Raw genomic sequence first — 23603 nt, 5'->3', positions numbered from 1 at the left:
GTCGACATTGGCGCCCTGCAGACGCGCAACCTGGTGACGGAAATCGGATGGTGGATATTGTTCGGCGCGTTTGGCGGTGCCGGCCAGGCAGGATATTAAACCCCGCAACCCCCGCGAGCCTTGCACCGGCTGCCGGCTGCCGGCCGATGCCGCGACGTCACCGCGCCCGGCGCGATCGCCGGTGCATCTGAACGTCAGCCGTTTCGATGCAAGCAGGCTGTGCCCGCACCTTTGCAGTCGCGCCACGCTGACATACAATGGGCCGCTTGGCCCTGCGGGGCGCCTGGAAGAAACGGCGTATGGTGAAAGTTCAACGAGAACAAGCGGGTAACGATGGCGCGCGACGGCGCTTGCAGATGGCGGACATTGCGCGCCTGGCCGGCGTCTCCACGGCAACCGTATCGCGCGCGCTGAATCACAGCCCGCTGGTCAACGAGGAAACCCGTGCCAGGATTCTCGAGCTGGCCCGGTCGCTGAAGTACTCGATCAACGTCGGCGCGCAAAACCTGCGCCTCAAGCAGAACCGCACGGTGAGTGTGATGTTTCCGGTCGAGCGCGACACGCGTCAGCATCTCTCCGACCCGTTCCTGCTGGCGATGCTCGGCAGCCTGGCCGACGCCTTGACCGAGCAGGGTTTCGACATGCTGTTTTCCCGTATCGGTAGCGATGAACTCGGTGCGGCGGCGGCGCCGTTCGACAGCGGGCGGGCGATCGGCATCATCCTGATCGGCCAGTGGCAGCGTCACGAACAGATCAATGAGCTGGCGGCGCGCCAGGTACCCATCGTGGTGTGGGGCGCCCATTTACCCAATCAGCTCTATTGCTGCATCGGCGGCGACAACGTCCGCGGCGGCGAGTTGGCCACCGAGCACCTGCTTGCGCTAGGCCGCCGGCGCATCGCTTTCTTCGGCGACCTGGCACTGCCCGAACCCCGGCAGCGCTATCGCGGCCATTGCGCTGCGCTCGAGCGCCACGCCATCGCCGTCGACCCCCGCTTGCAAGTGCCGGTATCGTTCTTGCCCGAGGGCGGTGTGCAAGGCGTGCTTGAAATGGTACGCCGCGGGCACGCATTCGACGCCGTGTTTGCCTGCAGCGACCTGCTCGCCATGACCGCGATCGATACGCTGCGCACGCATGGCATGCGGGTGCCCGACGATGTCGCCGTGACCGGCTATGACGACATCGCCCAGGCGGCCGTTTTTCATCCGCGCCTGACGACGGTGTGCCAGCCGATCGCGCTGGCCGCCGAGACGATGGTCGCTTCGCTGCTGTCGCTGATCAATGGCGGTCCGGTCCGTTCGGTCGAACTACCTACCAAGCTCAGCATCCGGGCCAGCGCCGGCGAACTGCTGGTTTGAAAAGCCAGCAGTGCTGGCTAGACATGATGGTAAAAATGTAATCGATTTCAACGGCAGCGTTTCGGTAGAAATTCAAATAGCCGTGCCGCTACGTCGTCTATTTCAGCGCGATCCTCGCCTAAATTAACCCGGCATGTAGCGGTCTGTACGCAAAATACAACACTATGCAATGAATCGATGCAATCGATTGCACTCGGTTTGAAACATCATGATAATGAGCTTTGATCGATGCGCAAATACAACAGCCAAACGCGCTCGCTATCCCTCGCTGGAAATAATTTAAAATAATTGGAGAAGACCATGAAATTGAATTTCACTCGTATGGCCGCGGCCGTGTCACTGGCCATGTTGCAGATGAACGGCGCGTTTGCCCAGCAGGCACCGGCCACTACCGGCGGCGATGCCCTGCAAATGGAGCGGGTGGTCGTTACTGGTAGCGCCGCCGGGACGTCGAAAATGAAGTCCAGTGTGTCGATCAGCACGATGGAACACGACGCCATCATGCAGGCGGCGCCAACCAGCGCGGCCGATGTGCTGCGCTCGATTCCCGGCGTGCGCTCGGAGTCGTCCGGCGGCGAGGGCAATGCCAACATGACGGTGCGCGGTGTGCCGATTTCGGCCGGCGGCGCACGCTACGTGCAGATCCAGGAAGACGGCCTGCCGGTGCTGCAATCGGGCGACTTCAATTTTATTACGCCCGACGCCTATGTGCGTATCGACGGTACGCTGTCCCACCTCGAAGTTGTGCGCGGCGGCTCGGCTTCGACGCTGGCGACCAATTCGCCAGGCGGCATCATCAACTTTATCAGCAAGACGGGTGCAGAAAAAGGCGGCAGCGTCGGCGTCAGCACCGGCCTCGACTACCAATCCACGCGATTGGACTTCGACTACGGCGCCCCGATTTCGGACAAGACCCGCTTCTTCATCGGCGGCTTCTACCGCCGTGGCGAAGGAATCCGCGAGAGCGGCGTGACGAGCGAGCGTGGCGGGCAAATTCGCGGCAACATGACCCATGAACTCGATAATGGCTTCATCCGGCTGTCGTTCAAGCACCTCGATGACCAGACCCCGACGACCTTGCCGGTGCCAGTGCAAGTAAGCAATCAGCGCATCTCCACCATTGACGGCATCGACCCGCGCACCGTCACTTTTTATTCGCCGTATTGGGTGTCCGACGTGGCGCTCGACAAGAACAACAACCGCGTCTCGCATGACGTCAACGACGGCCTGACCGTCAAGAGCAACACCATTGGCCTGGAAGCGCAGTTCAATTTGGGCGCCGGCTGGACGTTGAGCGAGAATTTCCGCAAGTCGAGCAACAGCGGGCGCTTTATCGGTGTATTTGCCGCCAACAACGGCAAGATTGGCAACTACACCGTGGCATCCGGTCCGAACACCGGCAAGCCATACGCAGGGCGTGCATTTTCCGCTGTCGTGTTCAATACCTCGATCGACGACGCCGGTTCGGCGATGAGCAACACCAAGCTTGCCAAGACGTTCCAGCTTGCCGACGGCGCCAAGCTGACCGCAACGGGCGGGCTGTATACATCGATTCAGAACATCGGCCTGACCTGGAACTTCAACGAATACCTGATGCAGGCCACGGGCGACAAGCCGGCATTGCTCAAAACCGCCAGCAGCACCCCCGGCCTGGTCGGACCGGCCTTTGGCGGCTGCTGCTCGCGCGCCATCGACATGCAATACCGCTTCATTTCCCCGTACGTCAACATGGGCTTTGAACGCGGCGCGTTCAACGTCGATGCCAGCGTGCGCCAGGATCGCCAGAAGGCGAGCGGCACGGCCAACATTGCCACTGGCGCCGTCCGCTACAACCCGGCCACCGTACAGTTCGTCGATTACAGCCTGAATCACAATTCGTATTCGGTGGGCGGCAATTACAAGCTCACACCCGCGCTGGCATTTTTTGCGCGGGCCAGCGACGGCGTTGCCTTCAATGCCGACCGTATCCTGTTCGGCACGCCGCTCGATGGCAGCGCGCCGATCAATATCAACACGGTCGAGCAAATCGAAGGTGGCGTGAAGTGGCGCAGCGGCGCGCTGAGTACCTTCGTGACGGCGTTCCAGGCCAAGACGCGCGAGACGAACTACGAAGCGACGACGCAAAAGACCACCGCCAACAGCTACGACGCCAAGGGTGTCGAACTGGAAGCGGCCTACCTCATCGGCGCATTCAAGGTCAACGGCGGCGTGACACTGACCAACGCCAAGATCATTGCCACTGCACCCGGCTCGGAAGCGTTGATCGGCAACACGCCGCGTCGCCAGGCCAAGGTCGTGTACCAGCTGGCCCCGACGTATGCCTTGGGCGACGCGCTGTTCGGCGTCAGCGTGATCGGCACCGGCAAAGCGTGGGCCGATGACCAGCACACCATCCTGATGCCGGCCTACCAGGTAGTGAACGGTTTCCTGAAATACCAGGTCGCCGCGAAAACCTCGATGTCCCTCACCGTCAACAATCTGTTCAACAAGATCGGCTACACCGAAGTTGAGGGCGATGGCCATGCCGCCCGCTCGATCACCGGGCGCTCGGTCAAGCTTGGCTTGACGTATTCGTTTTAAGTAATACGCAAGTTACCGGTCCCGGTGCGCCTGCACCGGGACCGGTGTAATCCCCGCTGGTGTTAGTTCCGCCGGTGTCAGTCCCTCTTTCGAAAGTTGTATGCAATTGCCCAACTCCCAACGCCTGCTTGACGTCCTGCCCGAACATTTGCGGGCGGAAGCGGAGCGCCGCTACGCCGTGCGAGGTCCCGTGCTGTACCAGCATCTCTTCAAGCTGTACGGCGGCACTCCCGGTTTCGACCTGTGGTACGGCGACCTGCTCGAGTCGATCGGCCGCCTGCACGGCGCCCGTGCACCGGCGCTGCTGGCGCAAGATGCGCAGCGCGCGGCGCAACCGGACTGGTTCGCCAGTCAGCACATGCTCGGCTACAGCACCTATGTCCAGCGCTTCGGCGGCAGCCTGCGCGGGGTGGCCGAGCGCATCACGCACCTGCGTGCGCTGGGCGTAAGTTACCTGCACTTGCTGCCGTTCCTGCGCCCGCGCGCCGGCGAAAACGATGGCGGTTTTGCGCTTGCCAGTTTCGACGAAGTCGATCCGGCGCTCGGTACCAACGGCGACCTGGAAGCGCTATGCGCGCAGCTGCGCACTGCCGGCATCAGCCTGTGCTCGGACCTGATTTTGAACCACGTCGCTGACGATCACCCGTGGGCGATCAAAGCCGCGCAAGGCGACGCGCAATTGCGCGACTACTTCCATATCTACCCCGACCGCGTCATGCCCGACCGCCACGAGCGCACGCTCGCACAGGTCTTCCCGCAGGCAGCGCCCGGAAACTTCACGTTCGTCGAAGCGCTGGGCGGATGGGTCTGGACCACGTTTTACCCGTTCCAGTGGGACCTCAACTATGCCAACCGCGCGGTATTGGCCGAGATGGCAGGCGCGCTGCTGCGCCTGGCCAATAGCGGCGTCGAGGTATTCCGGCTCGATTCCACCGCATTCCTGTGGAAGCGCGAAGGCACCGACAGCATGAACCAGCCGGAGGCGCATACATTGCTGCAGGTGTTGCGCGCCATCGTCGATATCGCTGCCCCCGGGGTGCTGCTCAAGGCCGAGGCGATCGTGCCGACGTGCGAGCTGCCGGCCTATTTCGGCGCCGAGGGCGAGCCGGAATGCCATCTCGCCTACCACAGCACCTTGATGGCGGCGGCATGGGCGGCGCTGGCCGAACAGGATTGCGCCATGCTGCGTGAAGTAATCGAGACGACGCCGAAGCTGCCGCCGGGAGCCAGTTGGGTGACGTATGTGCGCTGCCACGACGACATCGGCTGGAAAGTGCTGATGGCGGAAGCGCGCTCGGCGCAGCGAATTGGCGCAATCGCCCAATTCTACCTGGGGCAGGGCGATGGTTTCGCGGCCGGCGTGCCATTCCAGGAGGGCGGCGCCGGCACCGTTTACGCCACCAACGGTATGGCGGCGTCGCTGGCCGGACTCGAATCGGCGCGCGACGAGCAGCAGTGGGAACACGCGCTCAGGCGATTGTTACTGGTGCACGGCATTGCGCTGTCGTTTGGCGGAGTGCCGATCCTTTACATGGGCGACGAGCTGGGGATGCAAAATGACTACGCGTACGCCGTCGATCCTGAGCGCGCGCATGATTCGCGATGGGTCCAGCGTGCCAACTTCGACGCGCAACGGCTGGCGCAGAAGGGCGACCCGTCCACGCCTGCCGGCAGGGTGTACGACGCCATCCATACACTGATCGCGCAGCGCTGCCGGCAGCCGGCGCTGGCCGCTGGCGTACCGCGCAGCGTGTGCCACACAGCCGATCCGGCATTGCTGGCATTGGCGCGCGGCAGCAGCTTCCTGGGCTTGTTCAATTTTTCCGCGCGCAACATCAGCGTCAGCCTGGCGGCGATGGGCGAAGGGGCCTGGCCAGGACAAGACGAGTGCATCGAACTGGCGCCTTGGGCAATGCTCTGGCTTGAACGCTGAAGCAGTCGCCGAGACTGACCGAAAGGACTAAAATATGTTTGCAGACACCAAAACCACCGTCGTATTCGGCGAAGCACTGGTCGATGATTTCATCACTGAGGTGGTGGTTGGCGGCGCCCCGTTCAACGTCGCCCGCCACCTGGCCGCGTTTGGCGCGGCGCCATTGACGATCACGCGGATCGGCAGCGACGCCAACGGCGCTACCGTGCGCGCCGAGTTTGCGCGCTTTCGCATGCGCGAAGACGGCCTGCAGGTCGATGCCGTCGCTCCCACCGGGCGCGTGATCGTCGAGCGAGGCGAGGGAACGCACCGCTTCATCATTGCGCCCGATCAGGCCTACGATTATATCGAGGCCGGCGCCGCGCTGGCGGCAATGTCCCGTTGCACGCCTGCTACCATCTACTTCGGCACGTTGGCGCAACGTGCAAACGATTCTTGCTACGCGCTGACGCAACTGTTGGCGGCCACGCCGGCGCGGCGTTTCCTGGACCTGAACGTGCGCGAAGGCCAGGTGACGCAGCGGTGCGTGTTCGCCTCGCTGCACCATGCCGATATCGTCAAGGTCAATGAAGATGAATTGGGCAATCTGTTCAGCTGGTACACGCACGCGCGCCCGTGCCCGACAGACATGGCCGACGAGCGCCTGCACGCCGCTTGCGCGATCTTGATCCGCGTATTCGGCCTGACCGGCTTGATCGTCACGCTCGGAGAACGCGGTGCGGTGTATTTCGGCGCCGAGCGGTTTCGCCTGCATGCCGGTGCAGGCGACGTTGTCGACGTTGTCGATACGGTCGGCGCGGGCGATGCGTTCTCGGCGGTTTTTTTGCTCGGCAGCGCGCTTGGATGGCCGCTCGAAACGATTCTGTCGCGCGCCAACGAATTTGCCGCCGCCATCTGCGGCATCACCGGCGCGGTGCCGGCCGATACCGCATTTTACGAGCCCTGGATGACGCGCTGGCTCGCTGATTGATCACTTACGAAAGCATATCGTGACCCATAAACCGCATTTGTCGTTCTGGCAGATCATCAACATGAATGTCGGGTTCTTCGGAATCCAGTTCAGCTTCGGCTTACAGCAAAGCAGCATGAGCCCGATTTACAAGTATCTCGGGGCGGACGATGCGACGCTGCCGTTTTTATGGTTGGCAGGCCCGGTGACCGGCCTGATCGTGCAGCCGATCATTGGCGCCATGAGCGACCGGACAATTACCCGCTGGGGCCGGCGAACGCCATACTTCCTGATCGGCGCGATCTTGTGCAGTGTCGGCTTGTTGTTCATGCCTTTCAGCCCAACGTTATGGGTTGCAGCGAGCCTGTTGTGGATCCTCGATGCCGCCAACAACGTCACGATGGAGCCGTACCGCGCTTTTGTCAGCGACAAGCTTGCCCCTGCCCAGCATTCACTGGGATTTTTGACCCAGAGCGCGTTTACCGGGTTGGGCCAGACGCTGGCTTACCTGACGCCGACGTTGCTGGTGCTTTTTGGCATGAACAAGGATGCCACCAATGACAGCAACATCCCGCACATCGTTATCGCCGCTTTCCTCACCGGCGCCGTGTTTTCCTTGGCGAGCGTGCTGTGGACCCTGAAAACCACGCCGGAAATCCCGCTCGAACCGGATGAGTTGCAAAAAATTCGCCTCAAGTCTCCAGGCGTCAAGGCCATGCTGCTCGACATTGCAGTAGCGATACGCGAAATGCCGCCGACCATGAAGCAACTGGCCCTGGTCAAGCTGTTTCAGTGGTACGCGATGTTTTGCTACTGGCAGTACATCTCGCTGTCCCTGGCGACGACCCTGTACGGCAGCACCGACCCGACCACGACAGGTTTTCGCGATGCGGGGCTGCTGAACGGGCAGATCGGCGCTTTCTATAATTTCGTCGCATTTATCGCAGCATTCGCACTGGTTCCCTTCACGCGCCGTTTCGGACCGAAAGTGATGCACAGCATATGCCTGACGCTGGCCGGCGTCAGCATGCTGTGCATTCCGCTGATCCACACGCCCGCCTTGTTGTTCGTGCCAATGGTCGGGGTCGGACTGGCATGGGCGAGCATCATGGGCAACCCCTACATCATGCTGGCAGGCTGTATCCCGCCGGAGCGAACCGGGGTCTACATGGGTATTTTCAACATGTTCATCGTCATTCCGATGATTATCCAGATTTTCACCTTGCCGCTGTTTTACCGTGCCTGGCTGGACGGCAATCCGGAAAACGTCATCCGGCTGGCCGGTGGCCTCCTATTGTGCGCAGCGGTGGCCGCGTTATGGGTCAAAGTGGGACCCGTTTCTTCCCGACTGGCGGCGCAGAAAGCGCAACCGTTGCAGGCATAGTTTGCCGGCTTGTGGACACGCTCAAGCGTGGCCACGAGCCGGGGCCGTGCCGACAGTTGAGCATGAGTAACCGTTGTGATAATGTACAGTTGTTTGGTTTTTGGCCGTGATGCATGATCGAACCGCCCGCATGTCGATCGACCCGGCAGCGGGAAACGATCGCCAGGAACGACACCATTTTCAAGGAACTCATGATCGTTGAACAAGCAACCGTCGCTGCGCTGATGCAGGGCGACCATGGCGATCCGTTTGCCGTACTTGGCATGCATCGGCACAATGGCGCCCTGGTCGTGCGGGCCCTGTTGCCGGGAGCGGCATCGGTGGCCGTGATCGACGCTAAAAGCGGGTGCAGGCTCGCCAGCCTCGACCAGATTGATGGCAGCGACGTGTTCTGCGCTGTGATCGCCCGGCGCAAAACCCCGTTTGCCTACCGCTTGCGGGTCGACTGGGGCAGCCATCAGCAACATCAGCAGCAACATCAGGACATCGACGATCCATATCGCTTTGCGCCGATCCTGGGCGACATGGATCTGTGGCTGCTGGCGGAAGGCACGCATTACCGTCCTTACGAAAAACTCGGTGCCCATCTGGCGCACATCGATGGCGTGGCGGGCGTCAGTTTCGCGGTCTGGGCGCCGAACGCGCGGCGCGTGTCGGTCGTCGGCAGTTTCAACAACTGGGATGGACGGCGCCACATGATGCGCTGGCGCGGCGCCTCCGGCATATGGGAAATTTTCCTTCCGCAGCTCGCCATTGGCGACCTGTACAAGCTGGAAATCAAGACCCTGGACGGCGAACTGCTGCTCAAAGCCGATCCCTTCGCGCTGCGCGCCGAACTGCGCCCGGACACCGCCTCGGTGGTGCAGGCATTGATGCCGGTGCAGCCGTCGAACCCGGCGCGCCGATTGGCCAACAGCCTTGGCGCACCAGTGTGTATTTATGAAGTGCATCTTGGATCATGGCGCCGGGTGCCGGAACAAGGCAATCGGTGGCTGACCTACCGCGAACTGGCCGCGCAACTCGTCCCGTACGTGAAGGATCTCGGCTTCACCCATATTGAATTGCTGCCCATCAGCGAACATCCGTTCGATGGCTCGTGGGGTTACCAGCCGGTCGGGCTGTACGCGCCGACCTCGCGTTTCGGCAGCCCGGACGACTTTCGCTATTTCGTCGAGACCGCCCACGCCAGCGGCATCGGCGTGCTGCTCGACTGGGTGCCGGGGCATTTCCCCAGCGACGCCCACGGTCTGGCCAAGTTCGATGGCAGCTGCCTGTACGAGCACGCCGACCTGCGCGAGGGCTTTCATCCGGACTGGAACACGCTGATTTACAACTATGGGCGCAAGGAAGTTCTCAACTACCTGGTCGGCAATGCGCTGTACTGGATCGAGCGTTTCGGCATCGATGGTTTGCGGGTCGATGCAGTGGCCTCGATGCTGTACCGCGACTACAGCCGCAAGGAAGGGGAATGGATCCCGAACCAGTTTGGCGGGCGGGAGAATCTGGAGGCGATCGCGTTTTTACGCCGGCTCAATGAAGTCGTCTGCGCCGAACGTCCCGAAGCGATCACGATGGCGGAAGAATCGACCAGTTTTCCGAACGTGTCGCGCCCGCTGGAAACAGGCGGCCTGGGGTTCCATTACAAGTGGAACCTGGGGTGGATGAACGATACCCTCAAGTACATGCAGCAAGACCCGCTCAAGCGCAAACACCATCACGACAACATCACCTTCGGGTTGGCATATGCGTTCAGCGAAAATTTTGTGCTGCCGCTGTCGCACGACGAAGTGGTGCATGGCAAGGGCTCGATCCTGGCGCGCATGCCGGGCGACGAATGGCAGCGCTTCGCCAACCTGCGGGCGTATTACGGTTTCATGTGGGGGCATCCGGGCAAAAAACTGTTGTTCATGGGCTGCGAATTCGGCCAGGCAAGCGAATGGGATGCCGACAGCAGCCTCGACTGGCACTTGCTGAAGCAGCCGTTGCACCAGGGCGTGCAGCGCCTGGTGCGCGATCTGAATGCCGTCAATCGCCACTATCGCGCACTGCACCAGTGCGACTTCGAGCAGCGCGGTTTTGAGTGGATCACCCACGAAGACCGCGAAAACTCCGTGCTCTCGTTCATCCGCCATGCCGGCGCTGGTGCGAATGGTGCGAATGGTGCGAATGGTACGAATGGCGACACCGTGCTGGTGCTGTGCAATTTCACGCCGGTAATCCGGCACGACTATCGGATCGGCGTCGCGCAAGCGGGATGCTATCGTGAAATCATCAATACCGATGCCACAATATATGGCGGCAGCGGAGTCGGCAATGGCGTCCTGCGGACCGAACCGATTGCCGCACATGGCCGCGCTTGCTCGCTCAGCCTGAGCCTGCCTCCGCTGGCGACGCTGATGTTGACACTGGTGCCGTGAAGGAACCCACAGGATGACGGGTGCAACAACATTGAGCGCAGGCGCGGCCTATCCGTTGGGCGCGCATTGGGATGGCCGCGGCATCAATTTTGCGCTGGTGGCGCCGCATGCGCACTCGGTTCAGCTGTGCCTGTTCGATGCTGGAGGCGAGCGCGAACTGATGCGGCTGGCCATGCCCGTTTGCCAGGACGGCGTCTGGCATGGCTATCTCGACGCCGGCGCACCTGGCCTGGTGTATGGCTATCGGGTCTTTGGCCCGTACGCGCCGCAGAATGGCCACCGCTTCAATCCCAACAAGGTGCTGCTCGATCCGTACGCGCGCCAGGTGGTGGGGCAATACCGCGGTCAGCCAGGTTTCCTCGATCAGCAGGCGCCGCTGCCCGCATTGCCCTCCAGCGCGCACGTCGATCCGAACCCGTTCGACAATGCCGCGATGGCCCTCAAGGCGCAGGTCGTGCATGCACCATACGACTGGGGCTCGGATGCGCCGCCGCGGGTGGCCCGGGCCGAGACCATCGTCTACGAAGTGCACGTCAAGGGTTTTACCCAGCTGCATCCCGGAGTGCCGGAGCCGCTGCGCGGCAGTTACGCCGGCCTCGCGCAACCGGCCGTGCTCGATTACCTGCAACAGCTCGGCGTTACCACGTTAAACCTGCTGCCAGTTCATCAGCGCGCCGACGAGATGCGCTTGCAGCAGATCGGCTTGTCGAATTACTGGGGGTATTCCAGCATCGGCTTCTTTGCGCCCGAGATGCGCTACTGGTCCGGCCAAGCCGGCAGCACCTCGATTTCCGAATTTCGCGACATGGTCAAGGCGGTGCATCAACGCGGCATCGAAGTAGTGCTCGATGTGGTCTACAACCATAGCGCTGAAACCGACGAATTTGGTCCGACGCTGAGCTTTCGCGGGATCGACAATGCGCTCTACTACCATCTACAGCCCGGCAATCCTGCCTTGTACGAAAACTGGACCGGCTGTGGCAATTGCCTCAATCTGGCAGAACCGCGCGTGCTGCAACTGGTGATGGATTCCTTGCGCTACTGGGTCCTGGAGATGCACGTCGATGGTTTTCGCTTTGACCTGGCGCCCGAATTGGCCCGCACTGCCCAGGGCTTTTCCAGCACTGCCGCCTTTTTGGCGGCAGTCCGGCAAGACCCGGTGCTGGCGCAAGTCAAACTGATCGCCGAACCGTGGGACATCGGGCCGGGCGGCTATCAGCTTGGCAATTTCCCTGCCGGCTGGCTCGAATGGAACGATCGATACCGCGACACGATGCGTGCTTTCTGGCTCACGCAGGGAGCCTCGCTGGGAGAATTTGCCCGGCGCTTTGCCGCTTCCAGCGATGTGTTCCAGCACCGCGGACGGCAGCCGGATGCCAGCATCAATTTCATGACGGCGCACGACGGTTTTACCTTGCGTGACCTGGTCAGTTACAACCACAAGCACAATCACGCCAATGGCGAGGACAACCGCGACGGCAGTCAAGACACGCTGAGCTGGAATTGCGGCGTCGAAGGCGCCACCGACGACGCCGGAGTGCTGCAGTTGCGCGCGTCGCTGCAACGGGCCTTGCTGGCGACGCTGTTGTTTTCGCAGGGCACGCCGATGCTGCTGGCCGGCGACGACATCGGCCATTCCCAGCACGGCAACAACAATGCGTATTGCCAGGACAATCCTGTGTGCTGGCTGGACTGGCAGCATGCCGATCACGCACTGGCCGCATTGACCGGCCGCCTGATTGCACTGCGGCGCCGCTATCGCGCCCTGCGCCAGGCCGGCTGGTACAGCGGTGCGACGCAGCACGATGGACACAGCGACATCGCCTGGTTGACGCACGATGGCGCGGCGCTGGACGAGGCGGCGTGGAACGCCAAGCACCGCTCTTGCATCGCGATCCGGCTGGGCGCGGATGCGGGGAAAGAAACCTGCCTGCTGCTGATCAATGCAGAAGCCCAGGCAGTCGATTTTGTGCTGCCTGCGGGAACCTGGCGGATGGTGATCAACACGGCCAACCCTGCTTTGCCGGAGCGTGACGTCGGCGCCGGCTTGAGGGTGCCGGCGCGTGCTGTCGTGCTGCTGGTGTCGGGAGCGGCCATCGTCGATGCGCTGAAAGGCGCTGCCGGCGAAACCCTGGCGCTTGCCGACGACCTGGCGGAAATTTCGGCGCGCGCGGAAAGGAGCCAACCGGCAGTGGCAAGCTGAGGACGCTCGCAAGCAACGGACCTATTTTGTATCGCAACGATCATAATAAAAACGGAGGCAATATGCAGCAACTGGAAAACAACAACAACAACAACAACAACCTGCTTTCCCGCCGGCTGCCGGAACGGGCCGTCGTGCTGGTGCTGGCGGGCGGACGCGGTTCGCGCCTGGAGCAGCTGACCAGCAAACGCACCAAGCCGGCGGTCTACTTCGGCGGTAAGTTCCGCATCATTGATTTCGTCTTGTCGAACTGCGTCAATTCGGGCTTTCGGCGCATTGGCGTCGTTACCCAATACAAATCGCACTCCTTGCTGCGCCACCTGCAGCGCGGCTGGAGCTTTTTGCGCGGCGACAATAATGAATTCATCGACCTGTTACCGGCCCAGCAGCGCGTCAATGAAGAACACTGGTATCGCGGCACCGCCGACGCGGTGTTTCAGAACATCGACATCTTGCGTTCCTACAATCCGGAGTTTGTGGTGGTGTTAGCGGGCGACCATATTTACAAAATGGATTATTCCCTGATGCTGCGCGACCATGTTGCCACCAAGGCCGACTGCACCGTTGGGTGCATCGAGGTGCCGAAAGCGGAAGCGTCGGCCTTCGGCGTGATGGCGATCGACGCCAAACGCACCATCACCGCTTTTATCGAGAAGCCCGCCGATCCGCCGACCATGCCCGGCAAGCCAGAAATGACACTGGCCAGCATGGGGATTTATATCTTCAATGCAAAATATCTGTATCAACTGCTGGAGGACGATATCGCCAATCCGGCATCGAGCCATGATTTTGGCAAAGACATCATTCCAAAGATCGTCGCCGCCGGCGGCGCGGTCGCGCATCCGTTCAGCATGTCCTGCATTCCGACGGCCGACGGCGTCGCCTACTGGCGCGATGTCGGCACCGTCGACGCCTTCTGGTCAGCCAATCTCGACCTGGCGTCGATTTCGCCGGAACTGAACATCTACGACGACAAATGGCCAATCTGGACGCATCAGGAACAATTGCCACCAGCCAAATTCGTTCACGACAGCGCGGGCGCGCACGGGATGGCGGTCAACGTGCTGATCTCCGGCGGCTGCATCGTGTCGGGCTCGCATGTGGCGCTGTCGGTCCTGTTTTCAAATGTACGGGTGCACTCGTTCTGCCACATCGACCAGGCGGTAATCCTGCCGCGTTCCGAGATCGGCGAAAATTGCCGCCTGACCAAGGTCGTCATCGATCGCGGCTGCAAGATTCCGGCCGGAATGGTCATCGGCGAAGATGCCGAGCTCGATGCACAACGTTTTTTTCGCACCGAAACCGGTGTGGTGCTGGTGACTTGCGAAATGCTGGAAAAACTCTGAAGTAATGAGTCGTATGGGCAGGAAAATGATGGGTGCTCGAGTAGTTTGAACAGGAATGAAGATGCGTGTTTTACATGTTTGTGCTGAAATTTATCCCTTGCTGAAGACCGGCGGCCTGGCCGACGTCGCCGGCGCTTTGCCGGCGGCGCAGGCGCGCGCGCGCTGCGATGCACGCGTGCTGGTACCGGGTTTTCCGGCCCTGCGCGCTGGCATCCTCGATCAACGGCTGGTGGCAGAGCTGGCGCCGGCGTTCGGCGCACAGGCGATACGGCTCTATTGCGGCATCTTGCCCGATAGCGGCGTAATGGCTTATGTGATCGACGCGCCGGAACTGTACGACCGGCCCGGCAATCCGTATGCCGATGCGAATAATCATGCGTATCCCGACAATCATCGCCGCTTCGCCTTGCTTGGCTGGGTGGCCGCGCGCCTGGCGCAAGGGCTCGATGGCTCCTGGCGGGCGCAAGTGGTGCATGGGCACGACTGGCACGCCGGCCTGGCCGCGGCGTATTTGAAAGCGGCAGAGCACGCTGCCGGCCGCAGACTGGCCGGCAGCGTGTTCACCGTGCACAACCTGGCGTATCAGGGCAACTTCCCGCGCCACGCGTTTGTCGATCTGAACTTGCCGGCGTATTTTTTCGACGTCGACGGCATCGAGTTTCATGGCCAGTGTTCATTCATGAAAGCCGGTTTGTTTTACGCCGACAAGCTCACCACGGTCAGTCCGACCTATGCGCGCGAAATTCAGGGCAGCGAACAGGGCTGCGGCCTCGATGGCTTGCTGCGCAAGCGCATGGGCGATTTGTCCGGGATACTGAACGGCGTCGACGATACGGTATGGAATCCGGCCCTTGACGGCTTGATTGCCGCGCCGTTCGCCACCGGCACCATGCGCGGCAAGCAAACGTGCAAAGCGGCGCTGCAGCAGGAAGCGGGGCTGGCGATCGATGCCGATGCGCTCTTGTTTTGCGTGGTCAGCCGCCTGAGCGAGCAAAAAGGATTGCACCTGTTGTTGGCAGCTTTGCCGGAGATTGTGCAACGCGGCGGCCAGATCATGCTGCTGGGCAGCGGCGATGCGGCACTGGAAAACGCTTTTCGCGACGCCGCAGCCGCGCAGCCGCACGCGGTCGCTGTGCGGATTGGCTACGACGAGCAGCTGGCGCACCGGATCATCGCTGGCAGCGATGTGATCCTGGTACCATCGCGCTTCGAGCCCTGCGGGCTGACCCAGCTTTACGGGCTCAAATACGGCACCTTGCCGCTGGTGCGCAAGGTCGGCGGACTGGCCGATACCGTTGTTGATTGTTCGCTGGAAAATTTGGACGAGGGATTGGCAACCGGTGTCGTCTTCGACACCTTCGATGCGGCCGCAATCAGCGCGGCGCTGCGGCGGGCATGTGCGCTGTATAAACGCAAAGCCGACTGGAAGCAGGTGCAGAAACACGGCATGCAGCAACAGTTCGGCTGGGATGCGGCAGCGGCGCAGTACATGGCGCTGTATGCGCGGATCGGGGTTTGACGATCTGATCCGCGCCAGATTGTTTTGCTCCAGCTTGATTTACTTTTCAAAAGACACCACGCAATGAACCTGACTGATTTTCAATACGACAATTTGGCAAACGATGTCGCCCATCTCAAGCTGTCGATTGCCAACAAACTCATTTACACGGTTGGCAAAGATCCGGTAACGGCCCAGCCGCAGGACTGGTTGCAGGCAACCGCCCTGGCCGTGCGCGATCGGCTGGTGGAGCGCTGGATGAAAACCACCCGCGCCCAGTACAAGCAAGACGTCAAGCGGGTGTATTACCTGTCGATGGAGTTTCTGATCGGACGCACGTTTACCAATGCGCTGCTGGCGCTCGATATCTACCAGAATGTACAGCAGGCGCTCACCGAGATGGACGTCGATTTCGACCAGCTGGTCGACCTTGAACATGATGCCGCCCTTGGCAATGGCGGCCTGGGCCGGCTTGCCGCCTGTTTTCTCGACTCGATGGCCACGCTCGGCCTGTCCGGGTTCGGTTACGGCATCCGCTACGACTACGGCATGTTCAAACAACAGATCATCGACGGCCATCAAGTCGAGGTTCCGGATTACTGGCTGACGGGCGGTAATCCGTGGGAGTTTCCTCGCCCGGAAGTGCAATACCGGGTGCGTTTCGGCGGCCGCCTCGAGCAGGACGGCGAGACCGTGCGCTGGCTTGATACCCAGGATGTGCTGGCCACGGCGTACGACACCATCATTCCCGGTTACGCCACCGAAACGACCAACACGCTGCGGCTCTGGTCGGCCAAGGCCAGCAGCGAAATCAACTTGTCCGCTTTTAATCAGGGCAACTACATGGCGGCGGTCGAAGACAAGAACCATTCTGAAAACGTGTCGCGGGTGCTGTATCCGGACGACTCCACGCTGTCCGGGCGCGAGTTGCGCCTGCGACAGGAATATTTTTTCTGTGCTGCCAGCTTGCAGGACCTGATCCACCGCTATCTGCGCACGCACAGCAGTTTCGACCAATTGCCGGACCATGTCGCGATTCACCTCAACGATACGCATCCGGTACTGGCCATCCCCGAGTTGATGCGCCTGCTGGTCGATGAGCACCACGTCAAGTGGCCGCAGGCCTGGGCGCTGACGCAGAAAGTGTTTTCATACACGAACCACACCTTGATGCAGGAAGCGCTGGAAACCTGGCCGGTCGATCTGCTGGGGCGGGTCTTGCCGCGGCATTTGCACATCATTTTTGACATCAATGCCGGTTTCATCGCCAACATTACCGCCACCTTCGGCGCCGATATTGCACTCATGCGGCGCGTGTCGCTGATTGACGAACAGGGCGAACGGCGGGTACGGATGGCCTATCTGGCGGTGGTCGCCAGCCACAAGATCAACGGCGTCTCGGCCCTGCATTCCGAGTTGATGAAGCAATCGATCTTCGCCGATTTCGCCAAAGTGTTTCCGGATCGCTTCAATAACAAAACCAACGGCGTCACGCCGCGACGCTGGCTGTCGCAGGCCAATCCGTCCTTGTCCCGGCTGATCGACGACCGCATCGGACGTGACTGGCGGCGCCACCTCGAGCAACTATCCGGTCTGAAAGACATTGCCGGCGATGCCGTTTTCGGCGCGCAATTTCGCGCCGCTAAACTGGCCAACAAGGTGCGCCTGACCAACTGGGTCGCGACCAATCTCGGCCTCGCGCTCGATCCGGCGTCCTTGTTCGATGTCCAGATCAAGCGCATCCATGAATACAAGCGCCAGTTGCTCAATGTGTTGCATGTGATCACCCGCTACAACCGCATCCTCGCCAATCCGGATGCCGACTGGGTGCCGCGCACGGTGGTGTTTGCCGGCAAGGCAGCGTCGGCCTATCACATGGCCAAGCAGACCATCAAGCTGATCAATGACGTCGCCGTCACGATCAACAACGATGCGCGCCTGAAAGACCAGCTCAAAGTCGTGTTCATTCCGAACTACAGCGTCAGCCTGGCGGAAATCATCATCCCGGCAGCCGACCTGTCGGAGCAAATCTCCACCGCCGGCACCGAAGCGTCCGGCACCGGCAACATGAAATTCGCCTTGAATGGCGCGCTGACGATCGGCACGCTCGATGGCGCCAACGTCGAAATGCGCGACAGCGTTGGCGCCGACAACATCTTCATCTTCGGCAACACCACGCACGAAGTCGATGCCTTGCGCACCCATGGTTACCAGCCGCGCCTGATCTACGAGCACAATGCCGAACTCAAACTGGTACTCGACCAGCTGCGTGACGGTGTTTTTTCCCCAAGCGACAAGGGACGCTTCCAGCCGATCTGCGACACGCTGTTGAACTGGGGCGATCACTATTTGCTGCTGGCCGATTACGCCAGTTATGTCGCTACCCAGGACCAGGTCGACGAGCTGTATCGCCAACCGGACGAATGGACGCGTAAAGCCATCCTGAACGTGGCCGGCATGGGCATTTTTTCATCCGACCGGACGATTGCCGAATATGCCGGGCAGATCTGGCATGCGGCGCCGATCAAGCTGTAGGGCAAAGCCAAGGCCGCGCGGGTTGCCCGTGATGTTGGCTGGGCATGGTCAGCGGTCCACCGTCGCCATCCGCTCCAAGCTGTAGCGCGGCCCGGCGACCTGCGTCAGCGCGCTGGCCAGTTGCGCCAGTTCGGCTGCGTCAAGCGCAATGTCAGCGGCGGCGACGTTCTGTTCGAGGTAGCCGCGGCGCTTGGTGCCGGGGATCGGCACGATGTCGTCGCCCTGGTGCAGCACCCACGCCAGCGCGAGCTGACCCGGCGTGACGCCCCTGGCGGCGGCGATGTCGGCGATGATTCGCGCTGCTTCGACGTTGGCGTCGAAATTGGCGCCCTGCAGGCGCGGATCCTGGTGGCGAAAATCGGATGGCGGATAGTCTTCGGCGCGCCTGGCGGTGCCGGCCAGGAAGCCGCGCCCGAGCGGGCTGAAAGCGACCAGGCCGATGCCCAGCTCGCGTAGTACCGGCAGCACCGGCAGCACCGGTTCTGCGCCAGCTTCGAGGTTGCGCTCCCACAGCGAGTACTCGCTTTGCAGCGCGCTGATCGGATGCACCGCGTGGGCGCGACGAATGTTGGCGACGCCCGCTTCGGACAGGCCGAGGTAACGTACTTTACCTTCGCGTACCAGCTCGGCCATGGCGCCGACCACGTCTTCGATCGGCACCTGCGGATCGATGCGGTGCTGGTACAGCAGGTCGATGTAGTCGGTACCCAGGCGCCGCAGCGATCCTTCCACCGCGTGCCGGATGTGCGCCGGGTCGCTGTCGACGCCGACGTTGGCGCCGTTCTCGATGCGAAAGCCGAACTTGGTGGCGATCGTCACTTCGCTGCGCCGGCCGCCCAGCGCTTGACCGAGCAAGGTCTCGTTGGTGTACGGGCCGTAGACTTCGGCGGTGTCGAACAGCGTCACGCCCAATTCGATCGCGCGCTGGATCGTCGCGATCGATTCGGATTCAATCGCCGCGCCGTACGCCGTACTCATGCCCATGCATCCCAGGCCGATCGCCGATACGGTCAAGCCCTGGCTTCCCAAGCTGCGCTGTTTTATTTGCTGTTTGCTTTGCTGTTTGCTCTGCTGTTTGCTCACTTGTTTCTCCTGAACGAAAGTGGGTGGGCGATGCAATGCATCGACAGGTCCAGTATCGCCTTCTGTTGAAAATTACACAATCCGGTTAACATGCATGCCGCTTACATGCCGGGCAAGCACCTGGCATTGAACCTGCACGCCTTCATCGATTACCTGGTAGCCGCGCAGTGCTGTCCGGAACAGGCGCGCGGTGCAGGGCTTCGCCGCTGAAGTCGATCTGCATCGGCGTGGCGGTGGGAAACACGAGCGAGAGAGAGCCAGCAGAAGTATCCGGTGACGGATGGCGTCGGGGGGCGGCCAGGGTGGCTGCGAAGGTCGACTCCGGCTGCGTCAAGATGTGCAATTTGCGCTATTTGGCGCGGTCGGCAACTAGCTGCGCCATACAGGTCGAGTAGCTTATCTGCGCCGCGACCGGCTCGATATCGTGCATCGCTTCGGCCGGCGTTCCCAGGAACTACTCCAGGCGCGCCACCGCGTGCATGGTTGGCGCGGCGCGATGACTGAGCTCGTCGTCTGCATTGTTCATGGTCACTTCTCGAAGATCCTCGGAATCTCGATTGTGCGCCACTGCGGGCAGTTTCGCCGCACGCCGCGGCGTGCGAATTTCAGTGTCTTAACTCAGCGTCTTAATTCAGGTTGTGATGATCTCAGTCGTCATCCCCTTTACCGGAATTTTCGACGAACACCACCGTGGTGCGCGGCGGGATCGTGAAGCTGCCGGTGGCGCTGTCGTACAGCGCGGTGCGCGCCCATTGTTCGCTGCCGGACTGGCGATGCGCCTTGTGGGTTTTCAGCATGCGGCCCTTCAGTTCGGCCACGGCGAGCGTCTTGGCCACCTTGTCGACGTTGAACAGCACCACCACGCTCTTGTATTTGGCGCCCTCGTAGCTGCGCGGATGCTGGCCGTCGATGCTCATCACGATCAGCCCGGGTAGCTGTTGCGGGCCGACGTTATAAAAACGCAGCCGATCCGTCACATCCTGGCCTGAGCGCAGGCGGAACAGCGAACTGTCCTTGCGGATCGACAGCAGGCCGGTGACATACCCCTTCGCGGCGACGATGTCGGCCATGCGCGGCATGAGTTGCGGATTGGCCAGCAGCGGCGCCATCAACGGCCAGTTGTCCCGGTTGACCCCGGCCATCGGCAAGCCGGCGCCGAAATTGTTCGACTGGTAGCTGTAATCGAGTTTGTTGAACCAGTCACCGGCGTTGTAGCTGTCGCGGTCCATCGATTTCGAGCGCAGGATTTCCTGGCCGGCGTGGAAGAAAGGCACGCCTTGCGACAGCAGGTTGAGGGCAGCGCCGAGGTTTTGCACGCGCACGCGGTCGGCCATGCTGGTTGCCACTGGCAGCTTGTAGGCGTTCAGGTCGAACAGCGTCTGGTTGTCGTGCGCCTCGATGTAGTTGATGGTCTCGCCCGGATTGGCGGCGAAGCCTGCGCCCTGGCCGAAATAATCGATCTGCGCGTTGCTGCGCAAGGAACCGAAGCGGTCCGTAAAACGGTAGTCGCGCAGCGTGCCCGACAGGCCGACCCGCACCAGGTCGGCCAGGCGCAGCAGGTCGTCCTTCGACTGGTTCGCCAATGCGTTTTGGTCGTACCAGGCGCCGTTGATGAAGCCCTGCTGGCTGACCAGGCTGGAACCGCCATCGCAGCAGCCGCCGCCGCGCACCGCGTCGCGCAGGCGGTCGTTGAACGAAGCGATGCCGGTGCCGAACATGTTGACCTGGCGCGCCTGCACGAAGCGCGCGTCGTTGCCGGCGCTGCCGAAATTCCAGCCTTCGCCATACAAATAGATGTCGCGCCCGGCGGCCTGGTTGACACGGCTTTGCAACTGGGTCATCACGGCCAGCGGCGCAAAACCCATGAGGTCGAAGCGGAAGCTGTCGACCTTGTACTGGCTGGCCCAGGTGGACACCGAATCGATCATCAGCTTGCCCATCATGGCGTTCTCGGCGGCGGTGTCGGCGCAGCAGCTGTCGCTGGTGATGCCGCCGCTGGCGTTGAGGCGATAGTAATAAGCCGGCACGATCCGGTCGAGCACCGACAGGGGGCCTTGCTGCGAGCCGCTGGTATGGTTGTACACCACATCCATCGTCACGCGCAGGCCCTGCTCGTGCAGCGACTGCACCATTGCGCGAAATTCACGTACCCGCACCGCGCCGTCGTTGGCGTCGGAAGCGTAGCTGCCTTCCGGCACGCTGTAGTGGACCGGATCGTAACCCCAGTTGAAGCAGTCGCTGTCCTGGCTGGCCGCGACCGCCGCTTGCTGGGCGCTCGCATCGGGTGCGCCAGCCGGGATCGCCGGCGCCGCGCAGCCGCTGCCATCGACACCTTCATTGACACTGGCAAAATCGAAGCTCGGCAACAGGTGGATGTGCGTCATGCCGGCCTTTTGCAAGGAGCGCAAATGGCGCATGCCGTTCGAGCCGGTGTCGGTAAAGGCGAGGTATTTGCCGCGGTGCGGCTTCGGTACCGTCGCGTCGCCGGCGCTGAAATCGCGGATATGCAGTTCATAGAGCGCGATGTCGGTGGCATGCGCCAGCGTTGGAATGGTGTGCTGGTCCCAGCCGGCCGGTTTCAGCGCCGCGCTGTCGAGGTTGGCGACGAAACTGCGGCCGCTGTTGGCGTTCAGGCTGAGCGAATACGGATCGGTCACCAGGTTGGTGACGACGCTGTTGCCGGCCCAGCGCGACAGCACCTTGACGGTGTAGGTGTAGTAGTAGCGATTGCTCCAGCGCGCATCGGGCGCGCGGTAACTCCAGACGCCGCTGGCGGCGTCCTTGATCATCGCTACCTGGCTGGTGCTGGCGGCGTTCGCGTCCGGGTACAGGTCGAGCGCGACCGACCTGGCGGTCGGCGCCCACACGCGGAAAGTCGGCACGCCGGCGCCGCTGAAAGTGACGCCCAGTTTGCTGTTCGACGCGGCGGCGGCGAACACGCTATCGAGCATGCCGGCCATTTGCAGCGACGTCACCTGCACCAGCTTGCCGTCGGTGCCGTATTGCGCGACCGCGAACTGGGAACCGGCTTGTGCGGCCAGCCTGGCGGCGTCCAGCTCGGACATCGCCAGCGCGGTGGCGCCGGCCAGGTGCGGAAATTTTTGCAAGAGCGCGGCGGGCAGGGCGCCAACCGGGGTCAGGTCGACGCTGCCGTCGGCCCCGATGACGCCGCTGGTGCTTGATCCGAGGCCGCCGTTGGCAGCATAGAACAAGCGGTAGCTGCCGTTGCCGGCAGCGCCCGGCCAGGCCAGCGTGGTGGCCGAGAGCCAGTGCGCGCTGGCGTCGTTCAGGTTGCCAAAGCTGATCGGCGGCGGTGTCGCGTACACCGTGCAACTGCCCTCCAGCATCCAGATTTCCTGGCCCGCGGTGGCAATGCCGGCGGCGAAATTGACCGACTGGTCGTTGCCGCAGTTCTTGTTGCCGGCGCCGTCGGTGACGAGGAAATGCAGCGCGCTCTTGCCGGTATTGACCGGAATGTCGACGTAGCTGCCGAAGCTGTCGGACTGGGTCATCATGAAACGGTCGGTGATCCACGCCGAACTTGGGTTTTGCGGCCCGTCCCACGAATACACGCCCCATTGCGAAGCGTCGCCCTGCACGCGGCGGTAGTGGATCCGGATGGTGCCGGCAGCTTGCGCCGTGCTGGCGCTGACGCCGCTGGCGAGCAGCCTGGTCGGCTGTGCGGCCGCGGCCGATTCTGCGCCATTGCCGCCGCATGCGGCGAAAAGGATGGCAGCGGCGAAACCGCTTGCGGTGCGAAAAATAGACGAACTAAAACTACCAAAATTGGGCATGCCGGTCTCCAGATTGTTATTGGTGACCCGTGTCGGCACGTAAAAAGCGCCTTGCCGCTGGGCGCCGACATGCATGTGGACGAGTCTTTATGTAAGAATACTACACATTAAAACGTGGAAAACCGTGGTGCAAAAATAAATATGTACGGCGAGACAATGCGCGGCCGGGGGGCGGGTCCAGGGCGATTGCATGAAGCCTGGCCCCAATCGCTGATTCGATTCGTAAAATCTTGCTTGTACACTCGAAAAGAAAGGCGTTTACTCTCGGTATTTAAGCGAAGAGATGGCAAACGCACCGATATCTGTAGCGGCTCGCATTTGACGCCGATTTCGGCTCGAATTAATTGAAAATGACCGCAGGCCGGTACGCATGCTATCTGCAAATGAGCTTGCAATCGTCGGCGCTGGCTTGCATTCCATGGCGACGTGCTTGTGCTGAATGCAAATCACGGGTTTGTTTGCCCGTGCGGCCATATAGCCGCTGACGAATTCAGGCGGCAGGGACGACGTTACTGGCAGTGTG

At 61.8% G+C, this 23603-nt stretch carries 12 protein-coding genes; 10 read left to right on the top strand and 2 right to left on the bottom strand.

Annotated elements, in window-relative coordinates; translation table 11 throughout:
- Positions 1–356: 356 nt before the first annotated feature.
- The 10 genes from CR103_RS10905 (at position 357) to CR103_RS10860 (ending at position 18203) form a co-directional block, all read left to right on the top strand.
- Complete coding sequence (locus CR103_RS10905; protein WP_099916009.1) at positions 357–1358, top strand: LacI family DNA-binding transcriptional regulator; 1002 nt, start codon at positions 357–359, stop codon at positions 1356–1358.
- Positions 1359–1658: 300 nt separating this feature from the next.
- A complete protein-coding gene (locus CR103_RS10900; protein WP_229443002.1) occupies positions 1659–3938 on the top strand; it encodes a TonB-dependent receptor domain-containing protein in 2280 nt (759 codons plus the stop codon).
- 100 nt (positions 3939–4038) lie between these two features.
- Positions 4039–5871, top strand: coding sequence for an alpha-amylase family glycosyl hydrolase (locus tag CR103_RS10895; protein WP_099916007.1), 1833 nt, complete (start codon positions 4039–4041; stop codon positions 5869–5871).
- Between the two features lie 34 nt (positions 5872–5905).
- Positions 5906–6841: a PfkB family carbohydrate kinase gene (locus CR103_RS10890; protein ID WP_099916006.1), complete on the top strand. Its 936-nt coding sequence runs from the start codon at positions 5906–5908 to the stop codon at positions 6839–6841.
- Between the two features lie 19 nt (positions 6842–6860).
- Positions 6861–8204, top strand: coding sequence for an MFS transporter (locus CR103_RS10885; protein WP_229443001.1), 1344 nt, complete (start codon positions 6861–6863; stop codon positions 8202–8204).
- A 191-nt stretch (positions 8205–8395) separates the two neighbouring features.
- On the top strand, positions 8396–10621 hold the full coding sequence (glgB, locus tag CR103_RS10880; protein WP_218968471.1) for a 1,4-alpha-glucan branching protein GlgB: 2226 nt from the start codon (positions 8396–8398) through the stop codon (positions 10619–10621).
- 13 nt (positions 10622–10634) lie between these two features.
- A complete protein-coding gene (gene glgX, locus CR103_RS10875) occupies positions 10635–12824 on the top strand; it encodes a glycogen debranching protein GlgX (RefSeq protein ID WP_099916005.1) in 2190 nt (729 codons plus the stop codon).
- A gap of 62 nt (positions 12825–12886) precedes the next feature.
- Entirely contained in the window at positions 12887–14170 is a 1284-nt protein-coding gene (gene glgC, locus CR103_RS10870; protein ID WP_099916004.1) for a glucose-1-phosphate adenylyltransferase, read from the top strand.
- A 55-nt stretch (positions 14171–14225) separates the two neighbouring features.
- A complete protein-coding gene (gene glgA, locus CR103_RS10865; RefSeq protein WP_218968470.1) occupies positions 14226–15689 on the top strand; it encodes a glycogen synthase GlgA in 1464 nt (487 codons plus the stop codon).
- A 63-nt stretch (positions 15690–15752) separates the two neighbouring features.
- The gene (locus CR103_RS10860) at positions 15753–18203 is read left to right on the top strand and encodes a glycogen/starch/alpha-glucan phosphorylase (protein WP_099916003.1); all 2451 of its coding nucleotides are present in this window, start codon (positions 15753–15755) and stop codon (positions 18201–18203) included.
- A gap of 48 nt (positions 18204–18251) precedes the next feature.
- Here the strand turns inward: CR103_RS10860 and CR103_RS10855 are convergent, their stop codons facing one another.
- On the bottom strand, positions 18252–19247 hold the full coding sequence (locus CR103_RS10855) for an aldo/keto reductase (protein WP_307719698.1): 996 nt from the start codon (positions 19245–19247) through the stop codon (positions 18252–18254).
- 686 nt (positions 19248–19933) lie between these two features.
- Positions 19934–23080: an alpha-1,6-glucosidase domain-containing protein gene (locus CR103_RS10850; protein ID WP_099916058.1), complete on the bottom strand. Its 3147-nt coding sequence runs from the start codon at positions 23078–23080 to the stop codon at positions 19934–19936.
- Positions 23081–23603 lie beyond the last annotated feature (523 nt).

It is taken from the genome of Massilia psychrophila, from assembly GCF_002760665.1.
In the GTDB taxonomy this organism is placed as follows: domain Bacteria; phylum Pseudomonadota; class Gammaproteobacteria; order Burkholderiales; family Burkholderiaceae_D; genus JAFCUW01.
This window is presented reverse-complemented; position numbering and strand designations above follow the sequence as displayed.